The organism is Aestuariivivens sp. NBU2969 (assembly GCF_019931125.1).
Lineage (GTDB): Bacteria > Bacteroidota > Bacteroidia > Flavobacteriales > Flavobacteriaceae > Aestuariivivens > Aestuariivivens marinum.
In genome coordinates this window covers 59,778-73,619 of sequence record NZ_JAIOUU010000012.1, presented here as the reverse complement: position 1 = coordinate 73,619, position 13,842 = coordinate 59,778, and the positions used below count along the sequence as shown (strand labels likewise).

At 37.3% G+C, this 13,842-nt stretch carries 8 protein-coding genes; all 8 read left to right on the top strand.

What is annotated here, in order from left to right:
• Window positions 1-10 precede the first annotated feature (10 nt).
• The 8 genes from ruvB to K7G79_RS09965 all read left to right on the top strand — a co-directional run bounded on the left by ruvB (window position 11) and on the right by K7G79_RS09965 (window position 13,827).
• On the top strand, window positions 11-1,033 hold the full coding sequence (gene ruvB, locus K7G79_RS10000) for a Holliday junction branch migration DNA helicase RuvB (RefSeq protein WP_223551440.1): 1,023 nt from the start codon (window positions 11-13) through the stop codon (window positions 1,031-1,033).
• Between the two features lie 42 nt (window positions 1,034-1,075).
• Window positions 1,076-1,999, top strand: a complete 924-nt coding sequence (queG, locus tag K7G79_RS09995; RefSeq protein WP_223551439.1) for a tRNA epoxyqueuosine(34) reductase QueG — start codon at window positions 1,076-1,078, stop codon at window positions 1,997-1,999.
• Between the two features lie 51 nt (window positions 2,000-2,050).
• Entirely contained in the window at window positions 2,051-4,348 is a 2,298-nt protein-coding gene (locus tag K7G79_RS09990) for an NADP-dependent malic enzyme (RefSeq protein ID WP_223551438.1), read from the top strand.
• 51 nt (window positions 4,349-4,399) lie between these two features.
• Window positions 4,400-4,981: a Holliday junction branch migration protein RuvA gene (gene ruvA, locus K7G79_RS09985; RefSeq protein ID WP_223551437.1), complete on the top strand. Its 582-nt coding sequence runs from the start codon at window positions 4,400-4,402 to the stop codon at window positions 4,979-4,981.
• 6 nt (window positions 4,982-4,987) lie between these two features.
• Entirely contained in the window at window positions 4,988-12,226 is a 7,239-nt protein-coding gene (gene sprA / locus K7G79_RS09980) for a cell surface protein SprA (protein WP_223551436.1), read from the top strand.
• A gap of 67 nt (window positions 12,227-12,293) precedes the next feature.
• Complete coding sequence (gene gcvH, locus K7G79_RS09975; protein WP_223551435.1) at window positions 12,294-12,674, top strand: glycine cleavage system protein GcvH; 381 nt, start codon at window positions 12,294-12,296, stop codon at window positions 12,672-12,674.
• Window positions 12,667-13,044, top strand: a complete 378-nt coding sequence (locus K7G79_RS09970) for a VanZ family protein (RefSeq protein ID WP_223551434.1) — start codon at window positions 12,667-12,669, stop codon at window positions 13,042-13,044. Before gcvH ends, K7G79_RS09970 begins: the two co-directional genes overlap by 8 nt.
• A 60-nt stretch (window positions 13,045-13,104) precedes the next feature.
• Entirely contained in the window at window positions 13,105-13,827 is a 723-nt protein-coding gene (locus K7G79_RS09965; RefSeq protein WP_223551433.1) for an energy transducer TonB, read from the top strand.
• Window positions 13,828-13,842 lie beyond the last annotated feature (15 nt).

Sequence of the window (13,842 nt, the reverse complement as noted above, 5' to 3'; positions counted from 1 at the left end):
AGAATCTCTTATGAACGAAAATTTAAATCCAACAAACGAAAATTTTTCTCCCGAAGAAATTGATGTAGAAAAAAAATTAAGGCCCTTATCTTTTGATGATTTTACGGGACAAGACCAAGTGTTGGAAAATCTTCAGGTATTTGTTAAAGCAGCAAATTTACGTATAGAAGCCCTAGACCATACCTTGTTTCATGGCCCTCCAGGATTAGGGAAAACAACCTTGGCCCATATACTAGCCAACGAATTGGATGTAGGTATTAAAGTCACTTCAGGACCAGTATTGGATAAACCAGGTGATTTGGCAGGGCTGCTTACTAATTTGGAAGAGCGTGACGTATTATTTATAGATGAGATACATAGATTAAGCCCTATAGTTGAAGAATACCTGTATTCAGCCATGGAAGATTATAAAATCGATATCATGATAGAAACGGGTCCTAACGCAAGAACAGTGCAAATAAATTTGAATCCGTTTACTTTGGTGGGGGCTACTACAAGGTCGGGATTGTTAACCTCTCCAATGCGGGCACGTTTTGGGATTCAAAGTCGATTACAGTATTATAATACGGAGTTGTTGACTACAATCATTCAGCGTAGTGCCAATATTCTAAATGTTCCTATCTCAATGGAGGCCGCAATAGAAATAGCAGGCCGAAGTAGAGGGACGCCAAGAATTGCGAACGCTCTATTGCGACGTGTGCGTGATTTTGCCCAGATAAAAGGTAATGGAACGATCGATATTAAAATTGCCAAATTTGCTTTAGAAGCCTTGAACGTAGATGCTCATGGTTTGGATGAGATGGACAACAAAATTCTTTCGACAATCATCGATAAATTTAAAGGTGGGCCGGTGGGGATTACTACAATAGCAACAGCCGTTAGTGAAAGTCCAGAAACTATAGAAGAAGTCTATGAACCTTTTTTGATACAACAAGGTTTTATTATGCGCACCCCGCGGGGGCGTGAGGTTACAGAACTTGCATATAAACATTTAGGTAGAATAAAAGGCAATATTCAAGGCGGTTTGTTTTGACACAACGTGTCACCCTGAATTGGTTTCAGGGGATCATGAACTATGAACTCAAAAACCCAATATACACAACTTATCAAAACCGAAGCCAAACGCCTCGGTTTTTTGTCTTGTGGGATTTCCAAAGCCGAGTTTTTAGAGGATGAAGCACCTAGACTGGAAAACTGGTTAAATAAAGGGATGCATGGAGAAATGCGTTATATGGAAAACCATTTCGATAAGCGTTTGGATCCTACCAAATTGGTAGAGAGTTCTAAAAGTGTCATTTCGCTTTTACTAAATTATTATCCGCAAGAAAAGCAATGCCAAAATACCTTTAAGGTGTCTAAGTATGCTTATGGTACCGATTATCATTTTGTAATCAAGGATAAGCTTAAATCCTTGTTGCAATTTATTCAACTGGAAATAGGGCAAGTTAACGGGCGTGCTTTTGTGGACTCGGCACCAGTGCTCGATAAGGCTTGGGCTGCCAGAAGTGGTTTAGGTTGGATTGGCAAACACAGCAATCTTATAACGCAACAAGTAGGGTCGTTTTATTTTATAGCCGAACTTATCATAGATTTAGAGTTGGAATACGATACCCCAACCACCGACCATTGTGGTACCTGCACGGCTTGTATTGATTCGTGCCCCACTGAAGCCATCATTCAACCTTATGTGGTTGATGGGAATAAATGCATTTCCTATTTAACCATTGAGTTAAAAGACAATATCCCTACCGAGTTTAAGGGTAAAATGGACGGTTGGATGTTTGGTTGTGATGTATGCCAAGATGTATGTCCTTGGAACCGATTTTCCAAACCACATGATGAGCCTCTTTTCAACCCGTATCCAGAATTATTGTCTATGACCAAAAAAGAATGGGAAGAAATCACCGAAGAGACTTTTAGGGAGGTCTTTAAAAAATCGGCTGTAAAGCGCACTAAGTTTTCAGGGTTAAAACGTAATATCAATTTTTTAAAAGAATAATGATGACAAAAGTAGGATTGTTATCTTTGTAGATTCATAAAAATAATCCTTATGAGTGAAGAAAGTAAACGCAGAGAAGCCCTTATATATCATGCCAAACCCACCCCTGGAAAAATAAAAGTCGTCCCAACAAAAAAATATGCTAGCCAAAGAGACTTGTCTTTAGCTTATTCCCCTGGTGTTGCAGAGCCTTGTTTAGAAATTGAAAAAGATAAGGACAAGGCCTATAAGTATACTGCCAAAGGTAATTTGGTAGCTGTAATCTCCAACGGAACAGCGGTTTTAGGTTTAGGGAATATTGGCCCAGAAGCTTCCAAGCCTGTTATGGAAGGTAAAGGGCTGTTATTTAAAATATTTGCCGATATAGATGTATTCGATATAGAAGTCAATACTGAAAATGTCGATGAATTTATAGAGACCGTTAAGAATATTGCCCCCACATTTGGAGGGATTAACCTTGAGGATATTAAAGCTCCTGAAGCGTTTGAAATTGAAAGGCGTCTTAAGGAAGAACTGGATATTCCCGTAATGCATGATGATCAGCACGGTACGGCGATTATATCGGCAGCTGCTTTAATCAATGCGGTAGAATTAGCAGGCAAGAAATTAGAAAAAGTAAAGATAGTCATTAGTGGTGCTGGAGCTGCAGCAATATCATGTTCAAGATTATATCAAGCCTGTGGAGCTAAACGTGAAAATATGGTGATGCTGGATAGTAAAGGTGTTATTAGAATGGATAGGGAAAATCTGTCAAGTGAAAAAGCAGAGTTTGCTACTCATAGAAAAATAAACACCTTAGAAGAAGCTATGAAGGATGCCGATGTATTTATTGGTCTGTCCTTAGCAAACATAGTATCTCCCGAAATGTTGTTATCTATGGCTAAAAAGCCTATTGTTTTTGCTATGGCTAACCCTAATCCAGAAATAGCCTATAATTTGGCTGTGTCTACTCGTAAGGATATTATTATGGCTACAGGTCGTAGTGACCATCCTAATCAGGTAAATAATGTATTAGGCTTCCCTTTTATCTTTAGAGGAGCTTTAGATGTAAGGGCTACAAAAATTAATGAAGCCATGAAAATGGCTGCTGTAAAAGCATTGGCCAAGTTAGCTAAAGAACCCGTGCCAGAGCAGGTTAATATTGCCTATGGAGAAACCCGATTGGCTTTTGGAAACGATTACATTATACCAAAACCATTTGATCCTAGATTAATTGTAGAAGTACCACCGGCTGTTGCAAAAGCTGCTATGGAAAGTGGTGTTGCTCAAGACCCAATTACAGATTGGGATAGATATAAAGATACGTTACTCACCCGTATGGGCTCTGATAACAAATTAGTAAGACTTTTAATTAACAGAGCGAAATCTAATCCAAAGCGAGTTGTTTTTGCCGAAGCAGACCAATTAAATGTTTTAAAAGCGGCTCAAATAGTTTATGAGGAAGGCGTAGCTCAACCTATTTTATTGGGAAGAAAAGAAGCTATTGAACGCCTAATGGTAGAAATTGAGTTTGATGCTGATGTGACAATTATTGATCCCAAAGCAGATGAGGAAACCGAAAGAAAAAATGAATATGCAAAAGTGTATTGGGAGCAGCGTAAACGAAGAGGGGTTACCTTATATTCTGCACAAAAATTAATGCGAGAGCGAAATTATTTCGCTGCAATGATGGTAAATGAAGGCGATGCTGATGCCTTAATTTCTGGATATTCCCGTAGCTATCCAACAGTAGTAAAACCTATGTTGGAATTAATAGGCAAAGCTCAAGGAGCAACCCGAATTGCCGCTACAAACGTCATGATGACCAAAAGAGGTCCGTTGTTTTTAAGTGATACGTCTATTAATATAAACCCTACAGCAAAAGATTTGGCCAAAATCGCACAAATGACATCAAGTATTATTAAGTTATTTGGGATGGAGCCCGTATTAGCAATGGTGTCTCATTCTAATTTTGGGTCTTCCAATAGTGCTGAATCGGTAAAAGTTAGGGAAGCTGTTTCGTATTTGCACCGTCATTACCCTAATTTAGTCGTAGATGGTGAACTGCAAACCGATTTCGCCTTAAATGATGAGATGCTCAGGGAACGGTTTCCGTTTTCAAAATTGGTTGGAAAAAAAGTCAATGCATTAATATTTCCAAATTTAGATTCGGCTAATATTACCTATAAATTGTTAAAAGAATTGAATGAAGCCGATTCTATTGGCCCAATTATGATGGGAATGCGTAAGCCAGTTCATATCCTTCAACTGGGTGCCAGTGTAGATGAAATTGTGAACATGACAGCCATTGCCGTTATCGATGCCCAGTATAAAGAAAAATGGGAGCAGGAAAACGCTAAAGCAAAGTAACTGTTTTTGTAGATAATTTTATTACATTTGATTGGCTAACCTGGGGGTTTAATGATTACACATATTCAAGGAAAACTTACTGAAAAAAATCCAACACATGTTGTTATAGATTGTAACGGTGTGGGCTATATGCTAAATATTTCATTGCATACCTTTTCCCAAATCCCCGATAAAGAGCAGTTAAAACTATTTACACATTTACAGGTCAAGGAAGATTCCCATACGCTTTATGGGTTTTCGTCTATAGCAGAACGGGAGATTTTTAGGTTGTTAATTTCCGTTAGTGGTATCGGTGCCAATATTGCCCGTACCATGTTATCCTCTTTAACCCCAAAACAAGTTCGGGAGGCCATAGCTACTAGTGATGTTGCATTAATACAATCTATTAAAGGGATTGGAGCCAAAACGGCACAACGGGTCATTTTAGATTTAAAGGATAAAATCCTAAAGATTTACGATATAGATGAAGTTTCTGTCACCAAAGACAATACCAATAAAGAAGAAGCGTTATCTGCTTTAGAGGTACTAGGTTTTGCTAAGAAACAAGCGGAACGTGTCGTGGAAAAAATTGTCAAAAATCAACCAGATGCTAATGTGGAAACCATAATAAAGGAAGCGTTAAAAAATTTATAATAGATTTTGAACACAACTAACCATAGAGTTTATAAGCCTTTAAAAAAATATTTTGTTTTAATAGTGGTTTGTTTTTACGCCCTAGTGTCATGGGGGCAGCAACCCACAGTACAGGATTCTACAAAAACAGGATTTAGTTTAGGAACACTTAAAACCCCAAACCCTAACAGCATACAGTCCAAATACACTTACGATCCATTAACAGATAGGTACATTTATACTGAAATGGTAGGGGATTTTAATATCAATTATCCTGTAATATTAACACCAACCCAGTATTATGAATTGGTTGCAAAAGAAAACCTAAAGAAATATTATAAAGAAAAAATTGATGCTTTTGATGGTAAAAAAGATGGTGCCGATGACGCTCAAAAAAATCTGTTGCCCGAGTTTTATGTGAACTCAGGATTTTTTGAAACCATCTTTGGAGGTAACACTATAGAGGTGGTTCCTCAGGGTTCTGTGGAAATGGATTTAGGTGTATTGTTTTCCAAACAGGATAACCCTGTGTTTTCACCTAGAAACCGAAGTAATTTCACTTTCGATTTCGATCAGCGCATCAGTTTAAGTCTAATGGGGAAAGTGGGTGAACGTTTGCAGGTAACAGCCAATTACGATACGCAATCTACTTTTGATTTTCAAAATCTTATCAAGTTGGAATACACACCAACCGAAGACGATATCATCCAAAAGATTGAAGTGGGTAACGTAAGTATGCCGCTAAACAGTTCATTAATTACAGGAGCTCAAAGTTTATTTGGTGTAAAGGCACAATTACAATTTGGTAGAACCACCGTAACAGGTGTGTTTTCTGAACAGAAATCGCAATCCAGTTCGGTAGTGGCCCAAGGTGGAGGTACTTTAGAGGAATTTGAGTTGTTTATCCGGGACTACGACGAAAACCGTCACTTCTTTTTAGCACAGTATTTTAGGGATAAATATGATGAAGCACTAAGTACTTATCCATACTTAAATACAGGCGGTTTACAAATTACCAGACTTGAAGTATGGATTACCAACAGGAATAACCGTACCGAAAATGTAAGGAATATTGTTGCGCTTCAAGATTTGGGTGAAAGCGAAATTATAGGATTAGATACTCCTCCAGCTGGATTTGTAAATGTAGGCCCTGGAAGCATTCCAGATAATGGAAATAACGATTTTGATCCTGAAAATATAGGTGGAGCAGGATCACAACTTACCAATGCCATAAGGGACGTGGCCACAGTACGACAGGGAATTTTGGTTTCCGGAGTAAATGAAGGATTTGATTATACTAAATTGGAAAATGCCCGTAAGTTAATTCCCGGACAGGAATATGTATTAAATACCGAGTTGGGTTACATTTCACTGAACCAACGGTTGAACAATGATGAAGTATTGGCCGTAGCGTTTCAGTTTACGGTAGGAGGAGCGGTTTATCAAGTGGGTGAATTTGCAAACGATGGCGTTAATGCAACCGAAGTGACCAACAACAGTCAAGGCCAGGTCACATCTGTAGTCAATTCCAATCTTGTACTTAAAATGTTGAAGAGTAGTATCACCAACGTGAATGAGCCTATTTGGGATTTGATGATGAAAAACATTTACGACACAGGAGCCTATAGCCTAAGTCAGGATGATTTCAAATTGAATATTTTTTATAATGAAGCGTCGCCTTTAAACTTTATTACGCCTGTAGAAGGCACGACGTTCCCCATTTTTGATAATAATACACCATCTAATACCAATGATGATAAGGAAATTGTAGAAACCCCATTATTAAAATTATTCTTCCTTGATAAATTGAATTTTAATAATGACCCACAAGGTGGCGGTGATGGGTTTTTCGATTTTGTGCCTAGAATAACAGTATTGCCACAAAATGGTAAAATTATTTTTACCAAAGTAGAACCTTTTGGACGTTACTTGTTTGATATTTTAGATGATGATGGCAACCCCAATAACAATGCCGCCGACTACGAACAGGATATTTATGCCAACCCTAACCAAGAAAAATACGTTTATGACCTGCTTTACAAAAGCACAAAAACGAAAGCTTTAGACGAAGTTGAGAAAAATAAATTCAAGTTAAAGGGACGTTTTAAGTCAGCAGGAGGCGATGGCATCCCTATAGGAGCTTTTAATGTACCTCGTGGGTCAGTAGTGGTAACAGCTGGTGGTCGACAATTGGTAGAAGGTATCGATTATACTGTTAATTATCAGTTGGGGCGTGTGCAAATTTTAGATGAAGCACTTAAGGCATCAAATACACCTATTAATATTTCTACCGAAAACAACGCCGTATTTGGTCAGCAAACCAGACGTTTTACAGGCATCAATGTAGAACATAAATTCAACGAAAATTTTGTGTTGGGTGGTACCTTATTAAACCTTAACGAACGCCCTATAACCCAAAAGGCCAACTACGGGTCTGAACCCATCAATAATACTATTTTTGGGTTTAATGGCAACTTTGCTTCAGAAGTACCATTTTTAACACGATTGGCCAATAAGCTTCCCAATATTGATACCGATATAGAATCTAACTTATCGGTTAGAGGAGAAATGGCATATCTGCTACCCGGAGCACCCAAGGGTACTAATTTAAATGGTGAAGCAACGTCTTATATTGATGATTTTGAAGGCTCACAAAATGCGATTGATTTAAAATCTCAGCAGTCATGGTTTTTATCAAGTAGACCCGTAGGATTGGGAATAGAAGCTAATGAAGATGAGAACGGCATTCAAAATGGTTACAACAGGGCTATGTTAAACTGGTATTCTGTGGATCCTATTTTTTATAGCAGCCAACGACCAGATGATGTGAGCGATGATGATGTATCTGATATCTACACCAGTCGTGTATTTATTGAAGAGTTGTTCCCCAACAGGGATATTGTGCCCGGACAAAACTCTGCTATTTTTACTTTAGATTTAACATACTATCCACAAGAGCGGGGGCCTTATAATTTCCAACCTGGTTCCGAAAATGGTGTATTGAATAATCCTACAGAATCTTGGGCTGGGATTACAAGACAATTAACGTCTACCGATTTGGAACAGGCCAATGTGGAATACATTGAGTTTTGGTTGCAAGACCCATTTCAGGAAAACCCAACTAATAATGGAGGAACATTGGTTTTCAATTTAGGTAATATCTCTGAGGATATTTTAAAGGACGGTCGAAAACTGTATGAAAACGGTTTACCCAAAAATGGAGACGTAAGCTTATTGCTGCCTACCGATTACGGTACTGTAGTGCCCCAAAATCAATCCCTAATTTATGCGTTCGATACTACTGGGCAGGAACGTGATAATCAAGATGTGGGATATGATGGTTATGATGATTCTGAAGAAGTGCAGAAATTTGGTTCTGCTTTTGGAGATGATCCAGCAAATGATAATTATACCTATTTTTTAAACGCTACTGGTGATATTTTTGAGCGTTACAAGCGTTATAATGGGGTAGAAGGTAATACACCTGATACGTTTAGTCAAAGAGATAGGGGCGCAAACACTCAGCCCGATGTAGAAGATATTAATCGTGATAATACCATGAACACGATTGATAGCTATTTTGAATATGAGTTGGAACTTACACCTCAAAATTTGCCGACCGATCAAAATGAATTTGATAACCTTCCATCGAGCAATCCTCTTAAAACATTTTTAACCGATTTTAAGAAACGCTCAAGAGCCTTACCTAACGGGGATAGTAAAGAAGTGACCTGGTATCAGTTTAGGATTCCTGTGCAAGGCAGTCATGTTAAGGCTGTAGGGGGTATTAGTGATTTGCGTTCTGCGAGATTTGCCCGTATCTATTTAAAGGATTTTACACAAAAAACAGTATTCCGTTTTGGAACCTTGGACTTAGTGCGTAGCGACTGGAGACGTTTTGTTCAAGCTTTAGATAAAAATGATCCAACGCCAGAGGATGCCCAAACCGATTTTTCGGTAGGAATAATAGGTACTATTGAAAATGAAGGACGCTACGAAAGACCACCAGGTATTGAACCTGAAGAACTGTTTAATAACAATACGGTAATTGAGCAAAATGAACAGTCGTTGGTTTTAAATGTATGTAATTTAGAAGCACGCGATTCCAGAGCGGTCTTTAAAAATATTAATATAGACATGCGCCAATTTAAGCGAATGCGTATGTTTATACATGCCGAGGAAGATGAGGTAAATGGCCTAAATGATGATGAGTTAGTAGGATTTATACGTATGGGGAACGACTTAACCGAAAACTTTTATCAGATTGAGATTCCTTTAAAAGTTTCAGAATCTGAAACAAGGGAAGGTCTTTGGCCAGAGGAAAATGAGATCAATTTACCCATTGATGTTTTGGGTAAAATTAAGGCACAGGGTATTTCAGATGGAACGTTAACGAATATAGATCCAACATTTTATGATGTTATAGATGGTGAGCCAGTTCCAGTTCCAAACGATCAGTTTTCAGATTATGTGCTTGGGCAACATCGTGTAGCCGTAAAAGGAAACCCAAATTTTGGTGACATTAGAACCTTGATGGTAGGGGTTAAAAACCGATCTAACAATAATGATGTATGTGCTGAAGTTTGGTTTAACGAGTTACGTTTGTCCGATATGGATAATGAAGGCGGTTGGGCTGCCGTAGTTAGTGTTGATGCTAATATCGCAGATTTTGCTACCATTAGTGCTACGGGGCGGCAAAGTACTTCTGGGTTTGGTTCTTTAGAGCAAGGACCTAGTCAGCGTAGTTTAGAGGATGTTCAACAATATGATGTGGTTACCAATGTTAACATGGGGCAATTGCTTCCAAAAAAGTGGGGCATTCAATTGCCTTTTAATTATGCACAGAGCGAAGAATTAATCACACCCAAATATGATCAATTCTATGAAGATCTAACCTTAGATTCTAGAATAGCTGCTGCCAATACTGCTGAAGATAAGGAAACCATAAAGCGTCAATCTGAAGATTATACCAAACGAAAAAGCATCAATTTTATAGGCGTTCGAAAAATAAGAACCAATGATGAAGCCATACCTCGTTTTTATGATGTCGAAAATTTAACTTTTAACTATTCGTATAACAAATTAGAGCATCGCGATTTTGAAATTGAAAACTTGGTTAATAAAACAGTAAGGGTTGGAGCTAATTATGCCTTCAATTTTAACCCCATAAAGGTGGAACCTTTTAAAAAGAATGATTCACTCTTTAGAAGTCAATATCTAAAAATATTAAAAGACTTTAACTTTAATTTATTACCTACAAGTTTTACGATAAATACAGATATAAATCGTCAGTTCAACAAACAAAAGTTCAGGGAAATCGATTTAGGAGGAGGAAACATTGGTATTGAAGAATTGTTTAGAAGAAATTACACCTTTGATTTTCAGTACACCATCAACTATAATATAACTGATGCATTACAGTTAAACTTTACAGCTGCAAATAATAATATTGTCCGCAATTATTTTAAGGATAATATTGTTAATGGCGAACAAGATCCAACTTTGGATGTTTGGGATGGGTTTTTTGATGTAGGCGATCCTAACAGGCAAACCCAGCAGTTGGGTATAACCTATCAATTGCCATTGAACAAAATACCAACATTCAGCTTTTTAGATGTCACCTATCAATACAGTGGAGATTTTCAATGGCAAAAAGGTTCGGATTTATATGGTGAGTTAGAAATTGATGGTGTAACCTATAACTTAGGGAATACCATACAAAATGCCAATACTCATAATATTAATTCGTCCTTAAACATGGATCGATTATATAAGTATTTAGGATTGGTTAAAAAACCTATTAGATCTGTAAGAACTAGAAACACTCGTGCTCCAGGACCCCCTGGAGCTAACCAAAATAACAACCAGCCTAAAGCAAAAAACAATACAGGAACAAAATTATTAAATGCAGGAATTGATATTTTAACAAGCATTAAACGTATTCAGGTTAATTATTCTGAAAATAATGGAACCTTTTTACCTGGCTACCTAAGAACCCCTGGATTTATAGGAACTTTAAAACCAACTTTTGGATACACTTTTGGAAGTCAGCAGGATATTCGATATTTGGCGGCACGAAATGGTTGGTTAACGGTATTCCCTGAATTCAATCAGCAGTACACCGAAACCCACACCAAAAACTTGGATGTTTCGGCTAATCTAGAGCCGTTTAGGGATTTAAAGATTGATCTTGTAGCTGGTAGGGCCTACTACGAAAATTACAATGAAAACTATAGGGTAGAAAATGGCGTGTATAATCCCTTAACCCCAAACACCTTTGGTAACTTTAATATTTCAACCATTTTAATAAAAACGGCATTTGGTAAAAGTGATGAGACAAGTTCAGACGCTTTTAACGAGTTTAGGGCCAATAGATTAATTATTGCAAGACGCCTAGCCCAACAAAATGGTGCAGATGTAAATGATGTAGATGCCGATGGGTTCCCTAAAGGCTTTGGTAAAAACAGTCAAGCCGTATTATTACCAGCATTTTTGGCGGCTTACTCAGGGCAGGATGCCAACCAAATTAAAATGTCGGCTTTTCGTGATGTGCCTATTCCAAACTGGGATTTAAAATATTCTGGTTTTATGAAATTTAATTGGTTTAAAAAACGTTTTAAACGCTTCTCGATTACCCATGGTTACCGTTCCAATTATACCATTAATCAATTTCAATCCAATTTAGATTATACAGTACCAGATTTTAGTTTGGATTATGCGAATCAGGACCCCGAAACAAAAAACCAAGCTGGGGATTATAAAAACAAAACCCTGTTTAGTAATATTAACTTGACGGAGATGTTTAGTCCGTTAATCCGTGTTGATTTTGAAATGCAAAACTCTATAAAAATACTGGCAGAGGTAAAAAAGGATCGTCTGTTGTCATTGAGCTTCGATAATAATTTAATGACCGAAATACAGGGCAATGAATATGTGCTGGGCTTAGGGTACAGGATTAAGGATGTACGTATCCGTTCACAGTTGGCTGGCCCGAGAAAACGCATTGTTAGCGATTTAAACATGAAGGCAGATATTTCAATACGGGATAATAAAACTATTATTAGATATTTGGATTTAGAAAACAATCAAGTCACTTCTGGACAAACCATTTGGGGCTTAAAATATTCGGCAGATTATGCTTTCAGTAAAAACCTAACGGGAATCTTTTACTTCGACTATGCGTTTTCAGAATATGCGATTTCTACAGCTTTTCCTCAAACGACCATTCGCTCTGGTTTGACCCTAAGATATAATTTCGGAAATTAAATAATAACTGTTTGAATTTATATTGGGATTAAATACATTTGCTAAAATTAACTAAAAACGACTGGTAATGAATATTCCATCAGAATTAAAATACACTAAGGATCACGAATGGATAAAAATTGAAGGTGATATCGCTACTATTGGCATTACCGATTTTGCTCAAAGTGAACTCGGCGATATTGTATATGTTGAAGTAGAAACCGTTGATGAAACTCTGGAAGCTGAAGAGATTTTTGGCACTGTGGAAGCTGTAAAAACAGTTTCCGACTTATTTTTACCACTTTCTGGTGAAATTATAGAGTTTAATGAAGCTTTGGAAGATGAACCAGAAAAGGTGAATACAGATCCTTATGGTGATGGATGGATGATAAAGGTAAGGTGTTCAGATTTATCCCAAGCCGAGACTTTACTTTCATCTGACGATTACAAAGCACTTGTTGGTGCTTAAAAAGTACGCGCTTTATATTGCTACAGCCTATTCCCTTGGTTTAGCTTTTTTAAGTTTAATAAATCTTGGGGAATTACCAAAAACACCATTAGATTCTGGAGACAAAGTCTTTCACTTTTGTGCGTATTTTGTGCTAACTCTAATATGGTATAATGTGTTTAGATTACAGGTAAAACTAAACAAAAAACAAGCAATTACAAGAGCAGGTCTATTAGCATTTGTTTTTGGTATAATTATTGAGCTATTACAAAGTATGCTTACCAATACCAGAGCTTCAGATAGTTATGATGTGCTGGCAAATACATTGGGTATTATTTTAGCAGGGCTTTTATTACTATGTTACAATAATAAAGACATTAAAAATAGTTGATCACTTGTTTTTTTGATAAATAAATGGTTATTTTAGCAATCCTGAAAAATCGATAAAATTATGGAACCGAAGAAAAATCCTAAAGCAAACGTTGGACGTAACAGCTCACTTTATTTTGCCGTTGGTTTGGCTTTAATGTTGTTTTTAGCAAATTTTGCTATAAATTATAAGACTTACGATAAAGATGCTATTGATATAGGGCAGTTAAATCTAGATGAATTGGATGAAGAAGAAATTCCAATCACAGAGCAGTTAAAAACACCACCACCACCGCCACCGCCACCAGCGGCTCCAGAGGTTATAGAAATTGTTGAGGACGAAGAAGAAGTTGAAGAAACCGTAATAGAATCCACAGAAACAGATCAGGAGGAAGAAATTGTAGAGGTAGAAGAAGTTGAGGTAGAAGAAGTTGAAGAAGATATTGAAGTGCCATTTGCTGTAATTGAAAATGTGCCGGTTTTCCCAGGCTGTGAGCGTGAAAAAAATAATGATGCCAAGAGAGCTTGTATGTCTGAAAAAATCCAAAAGTTCGTAAACAAGAATTTTAATACAGACCTTGCGGGCGATTTAGGGCTTTCTGGAAGACAGCGTATCAATGTTATTTTCAAAATAGATAAAACTGGAAATGTAACTGGAGTTCGTGCAAGAGCACCGCATCCAGGCTTAGAAAAAGAAGCTGCTAGGGTAATTAATAAGTTGCCTAAAATGCAGCCAGGAAAACAACGTGGAAAAGCGGTTACAGTTCCTTATTCGTTGCCAATTATCTTTCAGGTTCAGGATTAGTTCATTTATATATAG